Annotated in this window: 23 protein-coding genes and 1 tRNA gene; 9 read left to right on the top strand and 15 right to left on the bottom strand. The window is 69.6% G+C overall.

The window, feature by feature from the left end; translation table 11 throughout:
• Positions 1–131 precede the first annotated feature (131 nt).
• On the top strand, positions 132–1,571 hold the full coding sequence (locus AC0VYP_RS22045; RefSeq protein ID WP_285758780.1) for an alpha,alpha-trehalose-phosphate synthase (UDP-forming): 1,440 nt from the start codon (positions 132–134) through the stop codon (positions 1,569–1,571).
• Positions 1,572–1,671: 100 nt separating this feature from the next.
• On the opposite strand, the gene otsB is transcribed toward AC0VYP_RS22045, so the two are convergent.
• Positions 1,672–2,490 carry a trehalose-phosphatase gene (otsB, locus tag AC0VYP_RS22050; RefSeq protein ID WP_285758493.1) on the bottom strand — a complete coding sequence of 273 codons (819 nt, stop codon included), beginning with the start codon at positions 2,488–2,490 and terminating at the stop codon, positions 1,672–1,674.
• 90 nt (positions 2,491–2,580) lie between these two features.
• Complete coding sequence (locus AC0VYP_RS22055) at positions 2,581–2,904, bottom strand: DUF3263 domain-containing protein (protein ID WP_285758491.1); 324 nt, start codon at positions 2,902–2,904, stop codon at positions 2,581–2,583.
• 73 nt (positions 2,905–2,977) lie between these two features.
• Here AC0VYP_RS22055 and AC0VYP_RS22060 point away from each other — a divergent pair, with 73 nt between their 5' ends.
• On the top strand, positions 2,978–3,799 hold the full coding sequence (locus tag AC0VYP_RS22060) for an SAM hydrolase/SAM-dependent halogenase family protein (RefSeq protein ID WP_285758490.1): 822 nt from the start codon (positions 2,978–2,980) through the stop codon (positions 3,797–3,799).
• Positions 3,800–3,940: 141 nt separating this feature from the next.
• Complete coding sequence (locus AC0VYP_RS22065) at positions 3,941–5,143, top strand: S8 family serine peptidase (RefSeq protein ID WP_475471630.1); 1,203 nt, start codon at positions 3,941–3,943, stop codon at positions 5,141–5,143.
• Here the strand turns inward: AC0VYP_RS22065 and AC0VYP_RS22070 are convergent.
• The 4 genes from AC0VYP_RS22070 to cysS all read right to left on the bottom strand — a co-directional run bounded on the left by AC0VYP_RS22070 (position 5,133) and on the right by cysS (position 9,314).
• Entirely contained in the window at positions 5,133–6,158 is a 1,026-nt protein-coding gene (locus AC0VYP_RS22070) for a serine hydrolase domain-containing protein (RefSeq protein WP_285758488.1), read from the bottom strand. The two genes, AC0VYP_RS22065 and AC0VYP_RS22070, sit on opposite strands and share 11 nt — an antisense overlap.
• Before the next feature lie 566 nt (positions 6,159–6,724).
• Positions 6,725–6,797: transfer RNA gene (locus tag AC0VYP_RS22075), tRNA-Thr, on the bottom strand.
• Between the two features lie 40 nt (positions 6,798–6,837).
• Positions 6,838–7,818: a 23S rRNA (guanosine(2251)-2'-O)-methyltransferase RlmB gene (gene rlmB / locus AC0VYP_RS22080; RefSeq protein WP_285758487.1), complete on the bottom strand. Its 981-nt coding sequence runs from the start codon at positions 7,816–7,818 to the stop codon at positions 6,838–6,840.
• Between the two features lie 92 nt (positions 7,819–7,910).
• Positions 7,911–9,314 (bottom strand): cysteine--tRNA ligase, encoded by a 1,404-nt coding sequence (gene cysS / locus AC0VYP_RS22085; RefSeq protein WP_475471632.1) that lies wholly within the window; start codon positions 9,312–9,314, stop codon positions 7,911–7,913.
• Between the two features lie 309 nt (positions 9,315–9,623).
• Between cysS and AC0VYP_RS22090 the strand changes: the two genes are divergently transcribed.
• The gene (locus AC0VYP_RS22090) at positions 9,624–10,952 is read left to right on the top strand and encodes a DUF2637 domain-containing protein (RefSeq protein WP_475471634.1); all 1,329 of its coding nucleotides are present in this window, start codon (positions 9,624–9,626) and stop codon (positions 10,950–10,952) included.
• Between the two features lie 125 nt (positions 10,953–11,077).
• Here AC0VYP_RS22090 and ispF read toward each other — a convergent pair whose 3' ends face one another.
• The 3 genes from ispF to phoU form a co-directional block, all read right to left on the bottom strand.
• Positions 11,078–11,566 carry a 2-C-methyl-D-erythritol 2,4-cyclodiphosphate synthase gene (gene ispF / locus AC0VYP_RS22095; protein ID WP_475474335.1) on the bottom strand — a complete coding sequence of 163 codons (489 nt, stop codon included), beginning with the start codon at positions 11,564–11,566 and terminating at the stop codon, positions 11,078–11,080.
• 22 nt (positions 11,567–11,588) lie between these two features.
• Positions 11,589–12,071, bottom strand: a complete 483-nt coding sequence (locus AC0VYP_RS22100; protein ID WP_133739733.1) for a CarD family transcriptional regulator — start codon at positions 12,069–12,071, stop codon at positions 11,589–11,591.
• A gap of 296 nt (positions 12,072–12,367) precedes the next feature.
• Positions 12,368–13,030, bottom strand: a complete 663-nt coding sequence (phoU, locus tag AC0VYP_RS22105) for a phosphate signaling complex protein PhoU (protein WP_285758484.1) — start codon at positions 13,028–13,030, stop codon at positions 12,368–12,370.
• Between the two features lie 147 nt (positions 13,031–13,177).
• Here phoU and AC0VYP_RS22110 point away from each other — a divergent pair, with 147 nt between their 5' ends.
• Both AC0VYP_RS22110 and AC0VYP_RS22115 read left to right on the top strand, forming a co-directional pair.
• Positions 13,178–14,332 carry a sensor histidine kinase gene (locus tag AC0VYP_RS22110; RefSeq protein ID WP_432707458.1) on the top strand — a complete coding sequence of 385 codons (1,155 nt, stop codon included), beginning with the start codon at positions 13,178–13,180 and terminating at the stop codon, positions 14,330–14,332.
• A complete protein-coding gene (locus tag AC0VYP_RS22115) occupies positions 14,329–15,015 on the top strand; it encodes a response regulator transcription factor (RefSeq protein ID WP_285758481.1) in 687 nt (228 codons plus the stop codon). The genes AC0VYP_RS22110 and AC0VYP_RS22115 overlap by 4 nt, the downstream gene beginning before the upstream one ends.
• Positions 15,016–15,099: 84 nt before the next feature.
• Here AC0VYP_RS22115 and AC0VYP_RS22120 read toward each other — a convergent pair whose 3' ends face one another.
• The 5 genes from AC0VYP_RS22120 to AC0VYP_RS22140 form a co-directional block, all read right to left on the bottom strand.
• Positions 15,100–15,843: a phosphoglyceromutase gene (locus AC0VYP_RS22120; RefSeq protein WP_475471637.1), complete on the bottom strand. Its 744-nt coding sequence runs from the start codon at positions 15,841–15,843 to the stop codon at positions 15,100–15,102.
• Between the two features lie 76 nt (positions 15,844–15,919).
• Positions 15,920–16,429: a YbjN domain-containing protein gene (locus AC0VYP_RS22125; RefSeq protein ID WP_475471639.1), complete on the bottom strand. Its 510-nt coding sequence runs from the start codon at positions 16,427–16,429 to the stop codon at positions 15,920–15,922.
• Between the two features lie 26 nt (positions 16,430–16,455).
• Positions 16,456–17,760: a D-inositol-3-phosphate glycosyltransferase gene (gene mshA / locus AC0VYP_RS22130; protein ID WP_475471640.1), complete on the bottom strand. Its 1,305-nt coding sequence runs from the start codon at positions 17,758–17,760 to the stop codon at positions 16,456–16,458.
• A gap of 148 nt (positions 17,761–17,908) precedes the next feature.
• Complete coding sequence (locus tag AC0VYP_RS22135) at positions 17,909–18,913, bottom strand: alpha/beta hydrolase (RefSeq protein ID WP_475471642.1); 1,005 nt, start codon at positions 18,911–18,913, stop codon at positions 17,909–17,911.
• 323 nt (positions 18,914–19,236) lie between these two features.
• A complete protein-coding gene (locus AC0VYP_RS22140) occupies positions 19,237–19,545 on the bottom strand; it encodes a WhiB family transcriptional regulator (protein WP_285758472.1) in 309 nt (102 codons plus the stop codon).
• Positions 19,546–20,003: 458 nt separating this feature from the next.
• Here AC0VYP_RS22140 and AC0VYP_RS22145 point away from each other — a divergent pair, with 458 nt between their 5' ends.
• The 3 genes from AC0VYP_RS22145 to AC0VYP_RS22155 all read left to right on the top strand — a co-directional run bounded on the left by AC0VYP_RS22145 (position 20,004) and on the right by AC0VYP_RS22155 (position 21,724).
• Positions 20,004–20,360 carry a BlaI/MecI/CopY family transcriptional regulator gene (locus AC0VYP_RS22145; protein ID WP_285758471.1) on the top strand — a complete coding sequence of 119 codons (357 nt, stop codon included), beginning with the start codon at positions 20,004–20,006 and terminating at the stop codon, positions 20,358–20,360.
• An 11-nt stretch (positions 20,361–20,371) separates the two neighbouring features.
• The gene (locus AC0VYP_RS22150) at positions 20,372–21,319 is read left to right on the top strand and encodes a M56 family metallopeptidase (protein WP_285758469.1); all 948 of its coding nucleotides are present in this window, start codon (positions 20,372–20,374) and stop codon (positions 21,317–21,319) included.
• A 102-nt stretch (positions 21,320–21,421) separates the two neighbouring features.
• Positions 21,422–21,724, top strand: a complete 303-nt coding sequence (locus AC0VYP_RS22155; RefSeq protein WP_285758776.1) for a DUF2516 family protein — start codon at positions 21,422–21,424, stop codon at positions 21,722–21,724.
• Here AC0VYP_RS22155 and AC0VYP_RS22160 read toward each other — a convergent pair.
• Positions 21,629–24,016, bottom strand: coding sequence for a hypothetical protein (locus AC0VYP_RS22160; RefSeq protein ID WP_475471644.1), 2,388 nt, complete (start codon positions 24,014–24,016; stop codon positions 21,629–21,631). The two genes, AC0VYP_RS22155 and AC0VYP_RS22160, sit on opposite strands and share 96 nt — an antisense overlap.
• Positions 24,017–24,074 lie beyond the last annotated feature (58 nt).

Here is a 24,074-nt window from a genome sequence, read left to right on the forward strand (position 1 = left end):
GGAAAGTACGGGTTTGCGGTCCACCGCACGGGGCGAGAACGGCAGTATCAACCGCCCCGCCTCTCGTTGACATACGGGCGGTGTAGTCAAATGGACGTTCGCGCTCAATCGGTGGAGAGGTGGACCAAGAGGTGGACAAGGCACAGATCCTCGTCGCTTCCAACAGGGGACCGGTGTCCTTCTCGATCGGGGACGACGGGACGATCGACTTCCGGCGCGGTGGCGGCGGGCTCGTCTCCGGGCTGAGCTCCGTGGCCGCCGAGACCGACACCCTGTGGGTGTGTGCGGCACTGTCCGACGCCGACCGCAAGGCCGCCTCGGCCGCCCCCGAGGGGCGACTCGACCGAGCCGGCTACGACCTGGGCGGGGCGAGCGTGCGGATGCTCGACATCCCCGAGCAGACCTTCACCAACGCCTACAACTCCGTGGCGAACTCAACGCTGTGGTTCGTCCACCACATGCTCTACGACACCCCCAACAAACCGCACTTCGACGCGGCCTTCCGGGCCGAGTGGGAGGACTACCGCACCTACAACGCGGCGTTCGCCGAAGCCCTGCTGACCGGAGCCGACGACGGCGCGAAGGTGGCCGTGCAGGACTACCACCTGGCTCTGGTGCCCAGGATGATGCGCGGCCGCCGACCCGACCTGCGCATCGCGCACTTCTCCCACACCCCGTGGGCCCCTCCGGAGTACTTCCGCATGTTGCCCGGCGACGTCGGACGGCAACTGCTGGAGGGCATGCTCGGCGCCGACCACATCGGGTTCTTGAGCCCGCGCTGGGCCGATGCCTTCCTGCGCTGCTGCGCGACCTTCCTGCGGGCCGACGTCAACTGGGACAACCGGACCATCGACTACGGCGGCCGCGTCGTGGAGGTGGGCGTGCACGGCCTCGGCGCGGACGCCGAGGGACTGCGCGAACGGGCCGCGGCCGAGGACGTGGCCCAATGGCGGTCCCGACTCCGCGAGACGGTGGGCGAGCGCAAACTGGTCCTGCGGGTGGACCGCAGCGAGCTGTCCAAGAACATCGTGCGCGGCATGGCGGCGTTCGGCGAACTGCTGCGCGACCGGCCGGAGTGGCGCGGGGCGGTCACCCACCTGGCGTTCGCCTACCCGAGCCGTGGCGACGTGGCGGAGTACCGCGCCTACACCGAGGCGGTGCGCCGGACCGCCCAGGAGATCAACGACGAGTTCGGCACCGACGACTGGACACCGGTGATCCTGGAGGTCAAGGACGACTACGCGCGTTCACTGGCCTCCTACCAGATCGCCGACGTCTTGCTGGTCAACCCGATCCGCGACGGCATGAACCTGGTCGCCAAGGAAGGCCCGGTGCTCTCGGAGAACGGGGTCGCGCTGGTGCTGTCCACCGAGGCCGGCGCGGCGGACGACCTGGGCTCCGACGCTCTTCTGGTCAACCCCTACGACGTGACTGAGACCGCCCAGGCGCTGCACGACGCTTTGAACATGCAGGACGCGGAGCGCCAGGAACGCAACGCTCGCCTGGTCGAGGCCGCGGTGGCGCTGCCCCCGCAGCGCTGGTTCGGTGACCAGTTGCGCGCGCTGGACTGATCCCCGGATTCGTCCGCATACGGGTCCCCGATCGTTTCCCGGTCGGGGACCCGTGCCGTTCGATGCGATCCGTGTGCCGGACCGCACCTCGCTACCTCGGTCAGGCGTCGAGTGCGCCCGCCAGCTCGACCAGAAAATCCACCAGGCCGTCGGGACCGTCAACGACCAGGTCGGCCCGCTCGGCGAGCTCGGCGACCTCCGTCGATCCGCTGCACACCTTCGTTCCCTCGATCCCGGTGGCCCGCAGCTCCTCGACAGCGGCGAAAGCCGGAAGGTCGCCGAGGTCGTCGCCGGCGTAGAGAACCGAGGCGGCGCCGACCTCACCGACCAGGGCGGTCAGCGCGGCCCCCTTGTCCATGCCGTGCGGGCGCAGTTCGATGACCATTCGCCCCGGCTCGACCGCCAGTCCGGCCCGTTCGGCGAGATCCGCCAACGGAGCGCGCAGCAGGTCGAGCGCGGCCTCGGGGTCGGCGGCGCGTCGGGTGTGTACCGCGATCGCGTGGTCCTTGTCCTCGACCCACGTCCCCTCTGGTGCGCCGAGGTCCTGGAGCATCCCGGGGAGCGCGTCACGGACCTCGGCGACACCGGCCGGAGCCGGAGGAACCGTAAGGCGGCCGTCCTCCCAGCGCTCCCGGCCGTACTGGCCGAGCACCACCAGACCGGGGACCGCGTCGAGGCCCCCGTACTCCACGGCGACCCCCGCCGGGCGCCCCGTGACGACGGCGATCCGCCCCACGTGCACGGCCAGTGCGCTCAACGCGGCAACGGCCCCGGGATGCGCCCTGGAATCCCGGGGATCGGCAACGATCGGGGCCAGGGTGCCGTCGAAGTCGAAAGCGAGGAGGGCACGACCTGGCTCCGTGCGGATGCGGTGGAGACCGGTACGGCCGTCCTCGGTCGTCGGGGTGGACACGGTCATGCTCGGCTCCCGGTCGGATGCTGGGACAAGAGGTGGAGGACGACCGTGCGGCGCCCGAGGGCTTGCGCGTTCCCGCGGACGGCCGTCCGGCTAGAGCTGGAGGCCGAGCTTACGCGCGGTGCGCTGACGGCGGCGGTCGGCACGCAGCCTGCGTAGCCGCTTGACGGTCATGGGGTCGAAGACGAGCGCCTCGGGGCGCTCGATGAGACCGTTGAGGAGCTGGTAGTAGCGGGTCGCGGAGAAGCCGAACCGGTCGCGGATGGCCTGCTCCTTGGAGCCCTCCAACTTCCACCACTGACCCTCGAATTCGAGGATGCGGCGCTCGCGCTCGTTCAGGCCGGTCTCGTCCACACTGTTGGGGCCGACGGCCGACGCATCGGACGCTTCTTGGTCTATTGGCCCGACATCTGACATTGGGCGCCTCCTCGTCCGGATTGGCGCGACTTATCGTAGCGACTGAAGCTGAGCAAGGAGGAGGAGTATCCCGATGACTGCCCCGGAGGGCCACAGTTGCCTGTCCTTTCTGACCGACTACGGCAATACCGACGGCTTCGTGGCCGCCTGCCACGCACAGATGCTGCGTTACGCCCCGGCCCTACGAGTGATCGACATCACGCACCAGATCCCGCCCGGTGACATCCGACGCGGGGCGACGGTGCTCGCCGATACCGCTCCCGAACTCCCCCGGGCAGTGCACGTGTGCGTGGTGGACCCGGGGGTCGGCACCCGGCGCCGCAGTGTCGCCGTCGCCGCCGGAGGGCACGTCCTGGTCGGCCCGGACAACGGGCTCCTGGTCTGGGCTGCCGAAGCCCTGGGCGGGGTCGCAGCGGTGCACGAACTCACCAACGAGACGCTATGGCGCCACCCCGTGTCAACGACGTTCCACGGTCGCGACGTCTACGCGCCGGTCGGGGCACAGATCGCCGCGGGTACCCCCCTGGCCGACGTCGGGCGCGCCCTGGCTCCGACCGATCTGGTGCGCCTGCCCCGCCCGCGCCGCGAGGTCCGCCCCGGAGCCGCGTACGGCGAGGTGCACGCGGTGGACCGCTTCGGGAACTGTCAACTGTCGCTGAGCGCGCAGGACCTGCGTGCGGCCCTGGCCGGCTCGCCGCAACCGGAACACCTCGCCGTCGGCCTGCCGGGCAGCGCACACACACTGCCCCTGGCGCCGACCTTCGGCGCGGTCGAGCCGGGGGCTCCCCTGGTGCTGACCGACTCCGCCGGGCGCCTCTCGCTGGCCGTGAACGGCGGTGACGCCGCCCGTACCCTGGACCTGTCGGTCGGTGACCCGGTGGACCTCACCGTCTGACCTCCCGGGCCCCGCGGACCGCACCATCCGATCGCGCCCGCGCACCACGTGGGCCCCATGACACAATGACCAGCGTCCGAGCGGCTTTTCGGCCAGGTCGCACGGGGTCAACCGGGCCGTACGCGGAGAGGATGCGTCGCCATGCGCAGCACACTGACCGGCACGTCCATCGGGCTCGGGGCCTGCGCGGCACTGCTCGGTGGGCACCTCCTCACCGCGGTCCCCGCGTCCGCCGACACGACCGAGCTCGCCTACGACCAGTGGGGACTGGACTCCATCGGCGCGACCGAGGCATGGTCAACCGGCCGGGGTGCGGGCGTCACCGTCGCCGTTCTGGACACCGGCGTGGACACCGAGCACCCCGACCTCGCCGGGGTCACCGTGGGCCCCGATCTCACCGGCCAGGACCTCGCCCCGGGCAGCGCGGGCTACGGGGAACACGGAACCGCGATGGCCGGGATCATCGCGGCCAACGGGCACGGTATCGAGCACACCGGCGGTGTCCTCGGCGCCGCACCCCAGGCCGCGATCCTGTCGATCCGGGTCGCCCAGGACGGGGGCGCCACCGGGCAGGCCCCCGACCCCGAAGCACTGGCCAAAGGCATCCGCACCGCGGTCTCCGAGGGCGCGCAGGTCATCAGCATCCCGCTGGCCGACTCCAACACCACCACCGGCGGGAACGACGCCGAGCAGTCCGCCATCGACTACGCCCTCACCAGCGGTGTGGTGGTGATCGCCTCCGGCGGCGACGGCGGTGACGGCGGCGCCGACGAATCCGGGGGACCGACCTACCCGGCCGCCTACGAGGGCGTGCTGGCGGTGGGTTCCGTCGGGCAGGACGGTCAGCCCTCGGCCGTCTCCACCGGCCAGGACCACGTCGTGTTGACCGCACCGGGCGAGGAGATCGTCACCACGGGCACCGACGGCGGGTACCCCACCGTCACCGGCAGCGGCGCAGCAGCGGCATTCACCTCGGGGGTCGCCGCACTGATCCGCTCGGCGCATCCGCAACTGCGCCCCGAGCAGGTCGTCGAAGCGCTGACCCAGGACGCGTCGGGCACCCTGAACGCGCCGGGCGCGCTGGCGGCCGCCGAACTGATCGCCGCAGAGACACCCGCGTTCGATCCCGAACTCGCCCAGGAGGCCGACGAGCAACCGCTCGTGCCGGTGTGGGCGCTGTGGACGGGCGGCGCCGTGCTGCTGGGCGTCCTGGTCGTAGTGTGGATCCTGGTACTGCGCAAGCGCATGTCCAACCCCTACGGCCTGCCCCCGCGCGAACCGCTGCCGGAGCCGGAGCGCCGCCCCCGTCCCCCGCGCGGCGGACGACGCCGGATCAGTCGCTGAAGAACGCTCCCCGTATGGTCGCCCGCAGATCGAACAGTCCCGGGCGGCGGCGGCCGAAGTGCACGGCGTTGGTGAGCATCCCGACGTAGCGTCCGGTCTCGGGATGCAGGTAGAGGCTGGTCCCGGTATAGCCGTTGTGGTAGACCAGCCCGTCGTCGGTGGTCAGCCAGGCCAGTCCGCGCGAGTAGTCCTTGTGCACGCGCTCGTGCGGTCGCCAGCTCTGCCGGACGAAGCTGGTGAAGGCGTTGGCACCGTGCTCCCCGGAGTAGCGCGACAGCAGGTCGCGGGCGAAGACACCCAGGTCGGTGGCCGTGCTGAAAACTCCGGCGTGCCCGGCGACGCCCCCCATCAACGCGGCGCTCTCGTCATGCACCACCCCCCAGATGGCGGCTGCTCCGGGAATCCGGCGCTCGGTGGGCGCGACCGACACCGAGCGCGGGAGCGGCCCGTACTGGGTCGCCGACATCTCAGCGGCGCTCCACACCTCACCGGCCAGGACGTCCAAAGGCTGTCCGTGCAACCGCTCGAGCAGCAGTCCGAGCAGGATGAAACCCCGATCGATGTAGCGGTAGCCCGGCTCCTCCAACTCCTCGGCGAGGATCGCCAGGGCCAGGTCCTGCTCGGTCCCGGCATAGCGCTCCAGCCAGGTCACCGGGTTGAGCCGGGACGTGTGCGTGAGGATCTGCCGAGCCGTGACACCGCCGCCCGGGTAGGGTCCCCCCGAGTAGTAGGCCGCTACAGGCGTGTCCAGGTCGAGGAGTCCCTCTGTGACGGCCCGGCCCGCCAGCGCCCAGGTCGCCATCACCTTCGTCAGACTCGCCACGTCGTAGTGAACGTCAGGGGCGGTCGGAGCCTCCCCACACTCGATCCCGACCTGCCCGACCGAAACGAACTCCCATGTCCCACCGGAACCGACCACCGCCGCCCCACCGGGCAGCCATCCGGCGTCCACCATGACCTTCAGCACCCCACGCAATTCCGTGCTGGTCTGCGCAACCCAATCGCCGTCCCGCACACGCTCTCCTTGCTTTCGACCAGCCCCACCAACTCGAATACCCGGGGGGAGGTTGCGTCTCACCACGAGAAAATTCGGACAGACCTTTTCAGCCCGATAAAAACCGTGCCGGCACAGCGGCGCCGGCGATGACAAGGGACGGACCGCTTCGATCATCGATCAGAACACCTCTGATCAGCATGAACGGCAAGGACCGACATACCGCGGAGCACCGGTGAAATGATCTTCCGCGCGAGCGGCTCGGGCGCCGGTCGTCGCACGATGATCATGGAGGTCGGCCGGATGGGACATCGAAGAGCGCTCCGCAGCCGTTGAGGAGGTCTCCGCGGGCCGCGGCCGTCGGCATCGAGCGCGGCTCCGACCGGTTTCTGACGGCCGGGACGCACGATGGGGACGTCGGGGCGGCCGTAGTCCGAGAGCGGCTGCCCCGGGCACGTTGACCGGGCACCGACGCGACTCCGGTGCAGGACCGTTCACCGGGGACCCACCGAAAAAACGACGGGGCCGGCACCCTGGTCAACGACTCCGCGAGGAATCGCCGACCAGGGTGCCGGCCCCGTCCGACGAGCCGGCGAGGGGACTTGAACCCCTAACCTGCCGCTTACAAGGCGGCTGCTCTGCCAATTGAGCCACGCCGGCCGGTGTCGGAACACCAAGTGGAATGGTACAGGCTAAGGCCCTAGTTCGCGGACGAGCGTCGGCGGGCGACCTCGTAGAGGGACACACCGGCCGCGACGGACGCGTTGAGCGACTCCGCTCCGCTGATGGGGATGCTGGCCACCGCGTCGCAGGTCTCGCGCACCAGGCGGGACAACCCCTTGCCCTCGGAACCGACCACGACGACCAAGGGGCCGGTGGCGAGTTCGAGCTCGTCGAGTCGGGTGTCGCCGTCGGCGTCGAGGCCGACCACGAACAGACCGTTCTCCTTGTAAAGCTCAAGGGCACGGGTCAGGTTGGTCGCCTGGGCGACCGGGAGCCGGGCCAGTGTCCCGGCCGAGGTCTTCCACGCAGCCATGGTCACACCGGCCGCACGACGCTCGGGGATGAGCAGGCCGTTGGCGCCGAAAGCCGCGGCCGACCGGGCGACGGCGCCCAGGTTGTGCGGATCGGTGACACCGTCCAGGGCGATGATCAGCGGCGGGTTCTCGCCGGCCAGCGCCGCGTCCAGAAGCCCTTGGGGGTCCCAATAGCGGTAGGGACGGATCTGCAACGCGATGCCTTGGTGGACGGCGTTGGGCAGCCCGTTGCTGTCGCAACGGCGGTCCAGTTCGGTCCGGTTGATCTCCAGGATCTCGATGCCCTTGGCACCGGCCAGCTTGCTGGCCTCGACGATGCGGTCGTCGGGGTCGAGGCTGTTGGACAGGAAGAGCTTCGCGGCGGGCATGCCCGCGCGCAGCGCCTCCACGACCGGGTTGCGGCCGATCAACAGCTCGGAACTGCCGCCGCTCCCACCGCGGATCGGGCTGCTGGGGGTGTCATCGCCGCGCCCCGGCGCCTTCTCCGAGGCGGCCTGCGCCCGCTTGGCGGCAGAGGAGCGCTGCTTTCCCCCGTACCAGTGCCGCTCCTCGGCGGGCAGCGTGCCCTTTCTTCCCTCCAGGGAGCGGCGGCCCTTGCCACCGCTGCCCTTGGTCGGGCCCTTCTTCGTCTTCTTCGAGGGCATAACGCCCGTCCTCTCTCAATTCGCCTACCGTGTAAGCATGGTGAAGGCCACGACCGCGACCGGCCGTGGCCCAGGGTCCATCATCTCCCGCGCTACCCGCGCTTGAGCTCCCAGCGGGGGCCCTGCGGGGTGTCCTCGACGAGGACGCCCGCAGCGCCGAGCTGGTCGCGGATCTCGTCGGCTGCCGCGTAGTCCTTGCGGGCGCGGGCTGCCTGGCGCTGCCCGAGCGCGACCGACACCAGTGCGTCGATCACGTCGCGCATGCCGGCCGACTCCGCCCCCGATCCCGCCCACTGCTCCGAAAGCGGGTCCAGCCCCAGAACCGCGAGCATCGTCCTGAGCTCCGCGGCGAGTTCGGCCGCCCGCTCCTTCGCCCCGTCGGCGAGCGCGGTGTTGCCTTCGCGGACGTGTCCGTGCACGATGGCCAGCGCCTGGGAGACCCCGAGGTCGTCGTCGAGGGCTGCGGCGAAGTCGGCGGGGACCTCGGCCTCGGCGGGGACCGGCCCGGCGACCTCGGCGACGCGGGTCAGGAAGCCCTCGATGCGCTGGTAGGCCGCTGCGGCCTCCTGGAGGGCCTCGTCGGAGTAGTCGAGGCTGGAGCGGTAGTGCGCCTGTCCGAGGTAGTAGCGCAGCTCAACCGGCCGGACCCGGCGGATCATCAGGGGGATGAGCAGCGAGTTGCCCAGCGACTTGCTCATCTTCTCACCGCCGGTGGTGAGCATTCCGTTGTGCAGCCAGTAGCGCGCGAAGCCGTCCCCGGCCGCCTTCGACTGCGCGCTCTCGTTCTCGTGGTGCGGGAAGACGAGGTCGATCCCGCCGCCGTGGATGTCGAAGACCGGACCGAGGTACTTGGTGGCCATCGCCGAGCACTCCAGGTGCCACCCGGGGCGGCCGGGGCCCCAGGGGGTGGGCCACTGCGGCTCGCCGGGCCGGGCGCCCTTCCACAGCGCGAAGTCGCGGGGGTCGCGTTTGTCGCGCTCGTCGCCCTCCCCCGTACGCATCTGCTCGACGCGCTGGTTGGACAGCTCCCCGTACTCGGGGTAGGAGGGGACGTCGAAGTAGACGTCGCCCGATCCGTCCTCGGCGGCGTAGGCGTGCCCTCGGTCGATGAGGCGGTGCATCAGCTCCACCATCTCCGGGACGTGACCGGTGGCGCGCGGCTCGACGGTGGGCGGCAGGCAGCCCAGGACGTCGTAGGCGTAGGTGAACGCGCGCTGGTTGCGCTCGCTGACCTCCCACCACTGGACGCCCTCGTCCTTGGCGACCCGGATGATCTTGTCATCGATGTCGGTGACGTTGCGGCAGAAGGTGACCGCGTATCCGCGGTGGATCAGCCAGCGCCGCAGGATATCGAAGTTCACCCCCGAACGGATGTGTCCGATGTGCGGGGGAGCCTGCACCGTGGCACCACACAGGTACAGCGACACACACCCCTCGTGCAACGGGGTGAAGTCGCGGACCTGGCGGGCTCGGGTGTCATAGAAGCGCAGACTCACGTTGTCAAGGGTAACCGTTTCCGGGTGCGCCGCGGAGTGGCTTGCGATGACGGTTGACCCTCGAATTCTTCCCGTCTCCCGGCGAGTGGGGCAGCCGGAAACGGTCATTGCGCAATCCACCTGACTTTTACCCGCCGGAATCGCGACACGCCGCGTCCGAGGCGCAGGCCCGGTCCCACCGAATTGCCCACCGGACGCCTCGAACTGCGGAAATCACCCAAACCCCCCCGGAGTCCCCGGCCCCGGTCCCACCGATTCCGTGCGAAGCCCTCGTCTGGGCAACGCCCCTCGGCTAATCTGACCCGCACGATGCCAGCTAATTCCTCCCAAACCCCCCACCGCCCCCGTCGGACTCCGGAACCGTCCGGCAGCGGATCGCGGGCCGGGGTCATCACGCTCGCCACACTCGGTGTGCTGGTGATCGCGGGCTGCGCGATCCTGCTGTCGTACAACGGGATCTACCAGATCGCCGTCCAGGGCGGGATGAGCGCGGAGCTCGCACACCTCTATCCCGGCCTGTTCACGCTGTTGCTGATGATGGCGTTCTGGACGACCTACCTGCTGCGTGCGGCGCCCCTCGCCCGCAGGATCTGGGTGGACGCGCTCGTCCTGGTCCTCATCCTGCTGGCCGCAGGGGGCAGCGCGATGCGGGCCCTGGACTACCGCCTGTTGGACTGGGTCGCCACGGTGGTCGTGGCGGTCGGCCCGTGGGTGGCGCTCCTGGTGGCGTTCCGGCTGTTGTTGTGGATCGTGGTGGAGCTGCGCGGCGAGCGGGTCCGTCCGCGACGCCCGCGCCCCCGCAGTCCCGAGCAGCCCTCCGAACCGACCGGGGACCGGCCCGAGGCACACCCCACCCAGGACATCGACTGGAAAAATGCGGAGGACACCACCCAGGTACTGCGGCGCGAAGGCACTCCGGCGACCGCGCCCGCGCTGACCCCGCGAGGAGAGCCCGAACCCGAACCCGCGCTCGCCGTCCCTCCGGTTCCCCGGGAGGCACCGGAGGCCCCGACCCCTGCGGAACGGGGCGAGGAGATGTCCGCCCCGCCTGCGACCCCGGCGCCCGAACCGGCCGAGGAGCACCGTTTCCCCGTCGAGGCGCGGGATGAGCCGGTCGCCGCCGAGCAGCCCGCCGAGCAGGAACCCGAGCAGGAACCCGAGCAGGTCCCTCCCCCAGGTCCTGCTCCTGTCCCCGAAACGGTTGACGTACCGGACCAGGCCGACGTGCCCGGGACAAAGCCCGCACCCGCACCCGTTTCGGCGGAGGAACTGCCCAAACGCACCCCCGCCGAGGGCGGAGGCGTGATCAAGCGCGCCGCCGGTTCGCCCGAACCGTTGCAGGACGCCGGAGCCGCCCGCGAACGGGCCGAGGCACTGAACCGGCAGTTGGAGACCGACGACGGATTCGATCCCGACCCGGTGCCGGACGACCCTGCCGGCGACGAGGCATACGAGGCCCCCGTCGAGGCGGAGCAGCGCCCGGCCGAGACTCCGGCCCACGCCGTCGGACCGAGCTCCCCACCGGTGGAACCGGTACGCAAGCGCCCGATGGTGCTCAAGCCGCGCAAGTCTCCGGGGGTGCCCGCCGAACCCCCGTCCTGGCGGGTCCGCAGTGCACCCACCCCGCCGAAGGACTGAGAACGGAGTCGGGCCGGTGCGGCGATGAACAGCCGCACCGGCCCGAACCGGGGTGGCGGCAGCGCACCGAACGCGGCCGAACAAGCCCGGTATGAAGCACGGACGGCGTACCCGTCCCTTAAGGACTATCCCGGGTCCGCAGGCGAACCCGTATGGACGCACAGGGCGGTGGCGATCGCTGCGATGCCCTCTCCACGCCCGGTGAGGCCCAGACCGTCGGTGGTGGTCGCCGAAACCGTCACGGGCGCCCCGACGGCCGCGGAGAGGACCTTCTCGGCCTCGTCCCGCCGCGGAGCGAACTTCGGTCGGTTGCTGATGATCTGAACGGCGACGTTGCCGATCGTGTAACCGGCACCGCGTACACGCTCCGCGGCCTCGGTCAGCAGCGTGACGCCCGACGCCCCGTGCCAACGGGGGTCGGAGGTGCCGAACTGCTCACCGAGGTCTCCCAGCCCGCAGGCGGAGAAGAGCGCGTCGCAGGCCGCGTGGGCGGCGACGTCACCGTCGGAGTGCCCGCTGACACCGTCTTCGCCGGGCCATTCGAGCCCGGCGAGGAAAAGCGTGCGGCCAGACGCAAAGGGGTGGACGTCTGTTCCAACGCCCACCCTTGGCATATCGCGCATCAATGCGTATTTCTCAACTGGTGAGAACCTCGTCGAGGAGTGCCTCGGCCTTGTCCTCATTGGTCTTTTCGGCGAGGGCGAGTTCACTCACCAGGATCTGCCGGGCCTTCGCGAGCATTCGCTTCTCACCGGCGGAGAGACCGCGCTCCTTGTCCCTCCTCCAGAGGTCGCGCACGACCTCGGCGACCTTGTTGACGTCACCGGAGGCAAGCTTCTCCAGGTTCGCCTTGTAGCGTCGCGACCAGTTGGTGGGTTCTTCGGTGTGCGGTGCACGCAGCACCTCGAAGACCTTGTCCAGACCTTCCTGGCCAACCACGTCGCGGACGCCGACGTCTTCGGCGTTGTCCGCCGGCACTCGAACCGTCAGGTCGCCTTTGTCAACCTTGAGAACGAGGTAGATCTTGTCCTCGCCCTTGATGGTTCGCGTTTCGATGGCTTCAATACGAGCAGCCCCATGATGGGGGTAGACAACGGTGTCGCCGACCTTAAAAGTCATGTGACAAGTACCCCTTCCGCTACCTGGAGGATACCACGAATCCATGACTTAAAGTACCTATTAGGTTTGCGTAGCCCCAGGTCAAACACGGTATCGAAGGCTTGACAAAGCAAACCCCTAGTGCTTTGGCGAGGCTCCGAGAAAGCGGTCCGGAGCGCTTGACGCAGTGGACACGGCCTGTCTCAGCGGGAATCCCCCAGTCTACCCGCGATCCCTTCGAGCGGCCACGACGAAGGGTCGCGGCACGTGCCGCGACCCCCGAGAAATCCATCACCGGCCCATTACGACCGGATCGGCTACGCCTCCTGCTCGTAGTCCTTCCGCTTCTCCCCGGTGACCATGTAGACCAGGTTGTCGGCCACGTGTACCGCGTGGTCGCCGAAGCGCTCGTAGAACCGTCCGGCAAGGGTGACGTCCATGGTCGCCTCGACCCCGTGGGACCAGCCCGGGTCCAGGATGCGCTTGAGCAGCTTGCGGCGCAGGCGGTCCATGCGGTCGTCGTCCTCGTCGAGCTCCAGCGCGGTCTCGGCATCGCGGTTGGACACGACCTCGCCGGCCTTGATGACCAGCAGTTCCGCCTGATGGCCCATTTCGAGCACGATGGAGCGCAGCTCGGCAGGAATGGCGGAGTCGGGGTGGCGGCGGCGCGCGATCTTGGCGATGTGAACGGCGTGGTCGCCCATCCGCTCCAGGTCGCCGGCCATGTGCAGCGAAGTGATGATGGTGCGCAGGTCCTGGGCGACCGGCTGCTGGCGGGCCATCAGGTCGAAGGCGCTCTTGCCGATCTCCTCGTCGAGGCGGTTCAGCGCCTCGTCCTCGGAGATGACCTCCTGCGCGGCGGTCAGGTCGGCGTCGAGCAGCGCGGTGGTCGCTCTGGCAATGGCATGCCTGGCGAGTCGGGTCATCTCGACAAGGCGTGCGGTGAGGGCGTCGAGGTCCTCGTGATAAGTGTCGCGCATAGTCCCAATCGTTCCAGTTCGTAGCTGAATCGCCGCAAAAGCGATGATGAATTCTCGGGGAACCTCGGTTGTAACACATGGTCAGCGGGGTAACCCCGGCCTCTACCCGCTTACGATCAAAGCGTGCAAGGGGAGCTGCTGGCCGCTGTGGCGGGAATCGTTGGGCTCGTGACGGGTGTCGCGGCCGGTCTGGCGTTTCGGATGAGTGAGGCGGGCCGTAGCCGTACCCCGGATACGGCTCCGCAGTCGGAACTGCCCTCGGGGATTGCCGAGGTGCTCTCGGCCCTGCCGTCCTCGGCGGTGGTGCTCGACTCCGCCGACCGGGTACTTCGGGCCAGTTCAGCGGCCCGGGCCTTCGGGATCGTGCGCGGGGAGGAGCTCGTCATCGGCGAGCTGCTGGCACTGGCCCGCCAAGTACGGCGCGACGGGGTGATCCGGGAGACCGAGATCGAAGTCGCGGTGCGCAAGTTCGGCCCCGACTCCACGTCCTTCGCCGTGCGGGTGGCTCCGCTGGGCGGGACCGGCCTGGTGCTGGTGCTGGCCGAGGACCAGACCGAACGCCGCAGGGTCGAGGCGGTGCGACGCGACTTCGTCGCCAATATCAGCCACGAGCTCAAGACCCCGGTCGGCGCACTGTCCCTGCTGGCGGAGACGGTCGCCGACGCCAGCGACGACCCCGAGGCGGTGCTCCGGTTCACCGGACGCATGCAGACCGAGGCGACCCGGTTGACCAGTCTCATCCAGGACCTGATTACGCTGTCGCGCATCCAGGGGGCGGAGCCGATGGCCGAGCCCGCCGACGTGCAGATCGAACAGGTGGTCGATGAGGCGCTGGACGCGGTGCGCATGGCGGCCGATGCCAAGGAGATCGAGCTGGTCTCCAGCGGCACCAGCGGCGTCTGCGTGATCGGTGACGAGAGCCTGCTGGCCACGGCGATGCGCAACCTGGTCGCCAACGCGGTGGCCTACAGCCCGGAACGAACCCGGGTGTCGGTGTCGGTACTGGTGACGGCGGCGACGATCGACATCAGTGTGGCCGATCAGGGAATCGGCATCCCCCAGCAGGACCTGGAACGGATCTTCGAGCGCTTCTACCGGGTAGACGCCGCTCGGAGCCGGGCTACCGGAGGAACCGGTCTCGGCCTGGCCATCGTGAAACACATCATGACCCACCATCGCGGTGAAGTGACCGTGTGGAGCAAGGAAGGCTCGGGCTCGACGTTCACCCTGCGTCTGCCCCGGCCGGAGACCCGGGAGCCGCAACGCTCCGGTGCAAATACCTATCAGGAGGCAGCACAGTGACGCGTGTACTCGTCGTCGAGGACGAAGAATCCTACAGCGACGCCCTGTCGTACATGCTCCGCAAGGAAGGCTTCGAGGTTGCCGTCGCGCCGACCGGCACGGTGGCGCTGGAGACCTTCGACCGGACCGGAGCCGACCTGGTTCTGCTCGACCTGATGCTTCCGGGCCTGTCCGGCACCGAGGTCTGTCGCACGCTGCGGCAGAAGTCCAATGTCCCGGTCATCATGCTGACCGCCAAGGACAGTGAGATCGACAAGGTCGTCGGCCTGGAACTGGGTGCCGACGACTACGTCACCAAGCCCTTCTCCTCCCGCGAGCTCGTGGCGCGTATCCGCGCGGTCCTGCGCCGCCGGGGCGAGGACGAGCCGCTGACCCCCGCCACCCTGGAAGCCGGCCCGGTCCGCATGGACGTGGAGCGGCACGTGGTGACGGTGCGCGGAACCAGCGTGCAGTTGCCCTTGAAGGAGTTCGAGCTCCTGGAGGTCCTGCTGCGCAACGCCGGGCGGGTCCTGACCCGGCCCCAGCTCATCGACCGCGTCTGGGGCGCCGACTACGTCGGTGACACCAAGACCCTCGACGTCCACGTCAAGCGTCTGCGCGCCAAGATCGAGGACGACCCGGGCAACCCGAAGTTCATCGTGACGGTGCGTGGTCTGGGCTACAAGTTCGAACCTGCGGGCTGACTCCCGCGTCCGGCACTGCCGGACGGACGCCGAACGCCCCCGGTCGGCACGGGACTCCTCGACGGGGGCGTTCGACGTGCGGGGCTACTTGCCCTGGTTCTTCACTGCCTCGATGGCGTCCTTGGCGGCCTCGGGGTCGAGGTACTCGCCGCCGGTCTTGCGCGGCGTGAAGTCCTCGTTGAGGTCGTAGACCAGCGGAATGCCGGTGGGGATGTTCAGGCCGGCGATGGTGGCGTCGTCGATGCCGTCGAGGTGCTTGACCAACGCGCGCAGCGAATTGCCGTGCGCGGCGACCAGCACGGTGCGCCCCGCGGCGAGGTCGGGCACGATCGCGTCATACCAGTAGGGCAACATGCGGTTGACGACGTCGGCCAGGCACTCGGTACGGGGCAGCAGCTCCGGCGGCAGGGTGGCGTAGCGCACCTCCCCGGCCTGGGAGAACTCGGCGTCGTCGGCAAGCGGGGGCGGCGGGGTGTCATAGGAACGACGCCAGGTCATGAACTGCTCGTCGCCGTACTCGGCGCGGGTCTGGGCCTTGTCCTTGCCCTGAAGTGCGCCGTAGTGGCGCTCGTTGAGCCGCCAGGAGCGCTTGACCGGCAGCCAGTGCAGGTCGGCGGCCGAGAGAGCGATGTTGGCGGTGCGGATCGCACGCTTGAGCAGCGAAGTGTGCAGGACGTCGGGGCGAACGCCTGCGTCCAGCAACAGTTTGCCGCCGCGACGGGCCTCCTCCTCGCCCTTCTCCGAGAGGTTGACGTCCACCCAACCGGTGAACAGACCCTCGGCGTTCCAGACACTCTCACCATGACGCAGCAGTACCAGAGTCAACATAGCGCTCAGCCTAGCGAGTCGCCTCCGGTGCCCTGCCACCGCACCACGGATTGGTCTACGCCAATTCGCTCAGCTTTCACCCTGTGGCCGGCTCCTGCGCGAGGTGGCGGAACGCCTGGAGGTTCCGGGTGCTCTCGCCGCGCTTGGCACGCCACTCCCACTCCTTGCGGATGGCGGTGGCGAACCCCCGCTCCAGCGCGGGGTTGAAGTTCTCGTCGGAGTAGGTGAGGGCGCAGCCGAGGAGCCGGTTGACCTCGCCGGGGGTGATCCCGGCCAGGGGCAGGCGGCCGGTGAGATAGACGTCGCCGACGTCGTCGGCACTGAAGGCCATCCCGTACATGTCGGCGCTCTTGCGCATCAGGTACCGGTAGAACGCGCCCTCGTTCTCGTCGGGACGGCGGCAGAAGAACGTCTTGAGCAGCAGGCTGTGCTCGCCGACGTTGAGCCAGACCAGGGTCTTGAGCTTGCGTTTCCCGGGGATGGTCACCAGGAACGCTTCGGGACGGGGGCGCTCGTAGTCGAGCCCCGCCTCGTCGAGTGCGGCCTCGATCGCGGCGGTCGCGCCGGCCTGCTCATGGTCGGGCATACGGGGTCCTCTCCATACGGAAGCGCTTACTGACACGCAGCGGCCGGAAGCCGCTGCCCGGCCAGGGAGCCGCGGTAGACGTCGAGCAGTCCGTCCACGGTGGCCGACCAGCTGAGGCCCGCGGCGTGTCGCACGGCGGCGACACCCATCTGGTCGCGCCAGGCGGGCGCGCCGATGACCCGGTGCAGCACTCGGGCGTAGTCCTCGGGGTCGTGTCCGTTGACGAGCACGCCGGACACCCCGTCGTGCACCGCGGTGGGCAGGCCGCCGACCCGGGAGGCGACCACCGGGGTCCCACACGCCTGGGACTCCACGGCCACCAGCCCGAACGACTCCGAGTAGGAGGGAACGACCGTGGCGGTGGCCGCACGGTAGAAGTGCGCGAGCTCGGCCCGTGAGCGGGGCGGCTCCATGCGGACGACGTCGGCGACCCCCAGCGACTCGGCGAGTTCGACGAGGTGCCCCGGTTCTTCGCGACCGGTTCCGGACAGACCGCCCACGATGGCCACGACGAGTCGGTCGCGCAGCTCCGGCGCGCGCTCCAGCAGTCGTGCCGCCGCGCGCAGCAGTACGTCGGGGGCCTTGAGCCGTTGCACACGGCCGACGAACAGCAGGAGTTCGGCGTCAGCGGGCAGGCCGATGCGGCGCAGCGACTGCGCGCGCGAGCCGGGAGCGAAGACGTCGAGATCCACCCCGGGCGGCACGGTGGCGATCCTGGCCGTGTCGGCCCGGTAGTAGTCCCGGAGCTGGGCTGCCTCGTCCGTGGTGTTGGCCACCAGGCGGTCGGAGAGGCGGACCAGCTGGTCCTCGCCGCGAACCCGCTCCTCGGGTTCGGGGGTGTCGCCCTGGGCCAACGACATGTTCTTGACCCTGGCCAGGGTGTGCATGGACTGCACCATCGGCACGCCCCAACGGTGCGCGGCGGCCAGTCCGGCCTTGCCGGACAACCAGTAGTGGCCGTGGACAAGGTCGTAGTGCCCTGCGAGGTTGTCGGCCTCGGCGCGCAGGACACCGAACACGAACGGGCAGAGATAGCGGGCCAGGGAGTGCTTGTCCAGCGGCCCGAACGGCCCGGCCGCGATGTGGCGAACGGTCACTCCGGGAGCCAACTCGACCGCGGGCGGCTGGTCGTAGGAGGTGGCCCGGGTGAAGACGTTGACGGCCACCCCGCGCTCGGCGAGGCGCTTGGCGACCTCGACGACGTAGACGTTCATTCCGCCCGCGTCACCGCTGCCGGGCTGTTCCAGCGGAGAGGTGTGCAGGCTGATCGTCGCGACCCTGCGGGGGGTCGGTGTCCCGACTCCCCGCTCCACCGCACTCTCTGGCACCACCACTTGGATTCTCGCCCCTTCACCCGTCTGCGCGCCTCTACCGGGCACCACAAGCGTCAACATCCGCGGCCACGCGCGGTGTTCCCATAATGACCGGGGCCCTCGCGCGGACCGGTGGGCGGGGGCGGTTAGCGGCCCCTGACGAAAGTCAGTCCGTGGGCGGCGGCTCGGGCAGCTCGAAGGGCTGCACCCACTCCTGTACAAGGAACTCGACCGCGTCGGGGAAGGTGGGCCCCCATGCCGCCATGTCATGGCCGCCCGGGGTGAGCAGTGTCTCGTGCTCGATTCCGTGGCGGGTCAGCAGGCCGGAGAAACGCTGGGCCTCACCGTGGATACTGCCGGTCTGCAAGGGGGTGTGGTCCTCGGTCCCCTCAATGAGCATGAAACGGATGTCGTGGGCTCCGGGGGTGTCCAGGAGCTGGTCGGGGGCGTGCTCGTCGGGGGTGTCGCCGAAGGTGCCCGAGGGGTCGTCCACCTTGAAGTACCCGGCCCAACTGATCGCCTGGGCGTACTTCTGGGGATGGCGCAGGGACAGGGCCGCGGCGCCGTAACCGCCCATGGAGACTCCGCCGATCGCGCGCAGTGCCCGGGGACGCTGCTGGTCGCCCTCGACCGCATCGATCGCGGCGCCGGTCACGAAGCTCTCGATCGAGTAGCTGCCGTTGACCGCGTCCCCCCACTCGGTGTCGCGGTTGCCGACCTCCTGGCCGTGGGGCGCGGCGAGGACGAACTCGACACCCGCGCGGCACATGGCCTTGTCCATGAGCGGTCCGAGGTCGTTGTCCCAGAGCCAGTCGGGTGTCCCGGTCGAACCGTGCAGGAAGTACAGGACCGGCCGATCGGCGGTGTCGGGGCCGGGAGGTCGCCGGACCCAGATCTCGCGTTGGCCGCCGGGGGCGGTGTCGTCGGGGACCGTGAGGATCTCGTCGCTGCTGCCCGAGTCGCATACGGCGACGCTTCCCGGGCGCGGGTGCAGGCCCTCGTATCCCACCAGTTGGGACAGTGCTCGGTCGGAACCGGCCCAGGGAAAGCCCGAAGCCGCGTCCTCGGTGTCGCCGGCGGCGGACGGGAGGACGGCGACGGAACACGCGACCATCACCGCCAGTGATGAGGCGGCGATAGCGGCGGTCTTGACCGAGAACTTCCTGGACACGCACTGTTCCTCAAGGTCAGGGATTCGCTCCAGGGGGCAGCTCGGCGAGCGCGGAGACAAGGACAGCGTAGGCGGCGACTGGAAAAAGGACCAACAACCCGCCATCGCCTCACCGAGGGTAGCCGAGGCACCGGATCGGTTCGGCAAAGCGCACCCCGATCGGTACGCGGTGCGCCGGGGGTACGGATCCGGTGGGCGCGGCAGAGCACCGGCGGCGCGGGGCAGGTCGGTCCACAGGTGCCGGACAACGCGGGGATCCCGCACGCACGAGCGCGCGGAACCCCTCATCTCGCGTCCGGGGGACGCCGCCGTTGCGGCGACGACTACCGGGGGGCTGCGACGTCCAGGGACTCGTCGTCCTGTTGGTAGGCGCGTCGAGCGCTCTCAAGCAGTTCGATCCAGTTCTCGACCTCGGGCCGGCGACGCAGCAATGCCCGCCGCTCTCGTTCGGTCATCCCTCCCCAGACACCGAACTCCACCCGGTTGTCCAGCGCATCGGCCAGACACTCGGTACGAACCGGACAACCCCGGCAGATGAGCTTGGCACGATTCTGCGCCGCCCCCTGCACAAAAAGGGCATCCGGATCCATTTCCCGACAGGCGCCCTGCGACGCCCATTCTTTTTGCCACATGTTGTCCCACTCCCAAAGATCACATGTGTTGTTTTGTGGTAATTCAGCCCGATGGCGCGGTATCAGGCAGACAGCGGAGGGGAATTCCCCTACCACCCGATTCAGGGGGTCGGATCGGTGTGGAAATTCTTGTCTCCCCGCTGGTCAAGAAATTACGGTCTGGGACGGGTGGGCGGCCAGACCCCATTAGGCCCATTTCGGGTATGGCCCACACGGACTATTTACGACCAGGCGCCAACTAGTCACCCTCCGTTTTTCTTTGACTACGCTCCGATCTCATCGGCGTGTTGCGCCTTCTCGGGCCGGGTCGCCCCCCATGCCCGCACCTGACCCCGGGTTCCCGCCGCCACCGCCCTCCGAGCGCTTGTGGCACGCGACGCTTCGGCGCGCCCGCAGCCGAAAGGGCCAGAACAGGTACCCCCTACGCGTCGTAGTACTACTGGAAGTAAACTGACCACATGAATCGGCTCGGTGATCTTGAACGTGCGGTGATGGATGTACTGTGGGAAAGAATCGAGCCAATGACGGTTCGGGACGTGGGTCGCGCCCTGTCTGACCGCGATCTCGCGCACACGACCGTCATGACGGTGCTCGATCGACTCGCCAAGAAGGGAGTTGTGCAACGCACCCGCGAGGGACGCGCGTGGCGCTACCGTCCGGCAGCCAGCCGGGAGAACTACGTCTCCGAGCTCATGTTCGACGCGCTGGGCCAGACGGGTGACCGGGATGCCGCGCTGGCCGCCTTCGTCCGTTCGATGAGCGGCCCGGAAGCCGAAGCGCTCCGCCGCGCGCTCGCGGAGAGTGACGAGCCCTAGGACGTAACCGAATGGTCAGTGCCGTGCTGCTCGCGATGATCTCGGGCAGCTGCCTCCTCGCCGCCACCCACCTCAGGCGGGCCCAGTGGCCGGCCCGGGGCCCCTATGTCGCGATCATCGCCTGGCAGGCGCTCGGCCTGGCCTGGGGGATCTCCACTATCGGAGCGTTGCTGGCCCTTGGGTTGACCCCCTATGAACGCGGTGTCGTGGGCGGCCTGTTCGCTTTGGTGCGCGACGCCGCGGCACACGGACTGATGCTTCCGCAACTGGCCGACCCCCGCCTGGGCGCGCTGCGGGGTGTGGCAATCGTCGCGGCGGTGGGCCTGACCCTGCTGCTCTTCTGGGGCCTGGTGCTCTCCTTCGTCCAAGTGCTGCGAACCCGAAGCCGTCACCGCCACCTGCTGGAGCTCGTGGGCCGGGATGATCCCGATGTCCCGGGGGCCCGGGTGCTGGACCACCCCGCAGCCGCCGCCTACTGCCTGCCCGGGGTGTTGAACCCCCAGGTCGTGATCAGCGCGGGCGCCCTGGCGATGCTGGACCGCAAGGAGCTCGCCGCCGTCCTGGCGCACGAACACGCGCACCTGCGCCAGCGTCACGACCTCGTGCTGCTGCCCTTCTCCTCGCTCAAGCGGGCCTTTCCACGGGTTCGGTTCATGGCGACCTGCTACAACTCCGTGGCGCTGCTCATCGAGATGTGCGCCGACGACCAGGCCCGCCGCGCACACTCGCCCCGCGAGCTGGCGACCGCGCTGGTCCGGTTCGGCACCGCCGGAAATCCCACGGTCCCCGCCGGCGCCATGGCGGTCGTGCCCAACCCCGACCAACCGGAAGTCCTGACCCGGGTATCCCGACTTCTCAACCCGGGTGCGCGGCTGTCCCGGACCACCTCGACAGCGGTCCTGCTGGGGTCGGCCGCGCTCATGGCCACCACGCTGGGACTGTGGAACCTTCCCATGTGACTCGGGCCGCGCGCTCGGGCACCATTCACGCATCCTGCGCGTTTATCCTGAGCAAGAATCCTCCTAAACGCTAGGCAAGGGCCGGGTGCTCACATGTACACCATGACCTTCATGGATCTGCTGTTCAGGGCCATCTTCCTGGCGATCTTCGTAACGAGCCTGTACGCCCTGGTGGAGGCGGCACGCACACCGGCCCAGGCGTTCCCGGCGATGGACAAGCAGACCAAGGGCCTGTGGGTGGGGTTGCTGTCCCTGGGGTCGTTGCTGTCGCTGAGCGCCACTCTCGGGTACGGCGCGTTCCTGGTCTTCCTATCGCTGGTCGTGGCGTTGATCTTCATGCTGGATGTTCGTCCCGCGGTCCGCAGCATCACCCGCCCCGGTGACGGGCCCTACGGCCCCTGGTAGCCCCGCTTGCGGCGGGACGCGTCCGCCACCGCCGCAGGCCCTGGTCTCGCCCAGCCGACGCACCGCTGCCCGCACCGCCGCCCGGTAGGCGGGATCACGGGTGTACCAGGAGTGGCCCAGGATTTCGGGGTAGAGCGCTTCCCCCTCCTGGTGGTCGAAGTGGCGGGGGTCGGGCAGCGGTTCGGCGAACCCCACGGTGTCGTCGTCGGTGTGCACCGGCCCCCCGACCGCGTCGGTCAGCCGCCAGAGATTGCGCCACCAGGCCACCCTGCCCCGAAGCTCGCTGAGGGCGGCCGTGCCGAAGTACGCCGGGAAGTAACGGGCGTAGAGGCGGTAGAGCGGCGATCCGTGCGTGATGAGCGCGACCTCTTTCCTGCATCGTGCGGGCAACTGCCAGACGGTGGCCGCCGCCAGCACCGACCCCTGGGAGTGCCCGGACAGCACCACTCCGGTCCCCTTCCCGGTGAGCGCCGCCACCCTGGCCGCGAGTTGGGGGACGGCCCGCTCGGCGTAGCAGGGCGGGGCCAGGGGATGGGCTCCCCGCGGCCAGAAGGTCCCTATGTCCCAGAGAACCCCCACCGCCTGACGGGTGGGTTGGCTGCGATAGGCGCTACGCCCCAGCCAGACCAGTGCCACCAGGAACGCGCCGCCCAGCCACGACCCGACGGTGACCATGGCCGTGATGACCTCCTGGACCCCGTCGGCGGCACCGGCCGTCATGGTGGCCGGGCTGAGCTCGGCGTCCTCCTGGGGCGATGCGGTGAGGGTGCCCGTGACCACGGCATAGAGCACGACGCCTACGAGCGGGACGACCGGAAGCAGGAGTGCGACCAGGCAGGCGGGCAGCAACTCGGTCATCGTCCCCAAGGCCCGGGCCGAGGCGATCCGGCGGGTGCGCGGGGAATCGGGATGGCGTCGGTAACGCGCGGCGGTCTGCGCACGCTGCTGCCGGGTACGCCTGCGTGCCACCACCCACAGCATCGCAAACGCGAACAGTCCGATGGCCGCCTCGAAGGTGAAGGCGAGCTGGAGCCAGGCGTAGGCGCTGGGCGGCCGGAAGAGGAGACATCCGGTCGCCTCGGCCCCGGGGTAGTAACAACCGCCCAACCAGCCGGCGGCCTGGTAGACCAGCGCGGCGGAGAAGACTCCGCCCAGAAGGACCCCCAACGCGGCCACTGCGGGCCCGGCCAGCCCGCGCATCGCGGTGCCGACATGGGCGTTGGCCCCCCGATACAGCACGACAGCGGTCAGCAACAGGAGTCCGACCAGGGCGCACTGAAGGGCGAACAGGCTGTTGAGGACCACCGAGTACCCGGGGAGGGCTCCTTCGGCGGTCCAGTCCGGTCGGTGCCAGACGGCGTAGAGGAGCGTCGCCGCCAGGAGCACCAGGGATACGTCGCGCAGGATTCGACAGGCCGTGCTCGCGAAGGGCTCCAGACGGGTGCGGCCCGGGAGCAACGCCCCCAGGGCCGCGAGAAGAGCGGCCGCTGCCAGGAGCGCGGCCAGGGTCCACCCCGCGATCGCCAGGGACGTCTCCACGTCGTTGCGCAGAGCGGGCACCAGAAGCTGCGCCGCGACCACCGACACCGCCAGGGCGACGTGCACCGAGCGCAGCCGGCCCATCGCCGGACTGTTGCGCCAGAACTCGGGGTGGCTGAGGGGTGCGTTGGGCGCGCGGACCCCGGTGGGCGCGGACGTGGCCTCGTAGGTGGCGTCCGTGCGGCGGGAGAGCCGCCACAGCACGGTGGTCACGGCCATCGGCAGGAGGGCGCCCACGGCCAGGGCCCGCCCCGGTTCGGCGAGGACCGCACCGGGCGCGGAGAGGAAGCCCAACCAGGGGCGCAGCTCGGCGCAGGACGCACCGTAGGCCGTGCACTGCCAGGCCAAAAGGTCCATGCCGATCCCGGCTGCGGCGAGGACCATGAGCACGGTGAGACTCAGGGCCAGCAGCCGGACCAGCACGTCGTAGCCGGCGTCGGCGATGCGGTGCGCGACCGTCGGTTCACCGAGAAGGCGCCGGGGCCGCATCCAGTAGGCGACGTTGGCGAGCATGAAGGGCAGGAGCAGCAGCCACAGTGCCCGGGAGGAGCGCCCGGAGGTGAGGTTGCCCCAGGCGAAGACTTCGCGCGGCACCCCGGGAAGGGTTCTGGTGTCGCGCTCGAAACGGTAATGGTAGAAAGCCGCGAGGTCGTCGCCGGAGACCCGCATCGCGGGCTCGACGTCCAACAGCTCGTCGGCCGGACCGCCGCTGACACCGTGGATACGCAGTTCGACCGCGCGCTCGTCGGGCATAGGTCCGATCATTCCGCTTCCGGTGCCCGCAATCGCCCCGATCCGCCCAATCGGTGCG

It is taken from the genome of Nocardiopsis sp. iso_186, assembly GCF_056173365.1.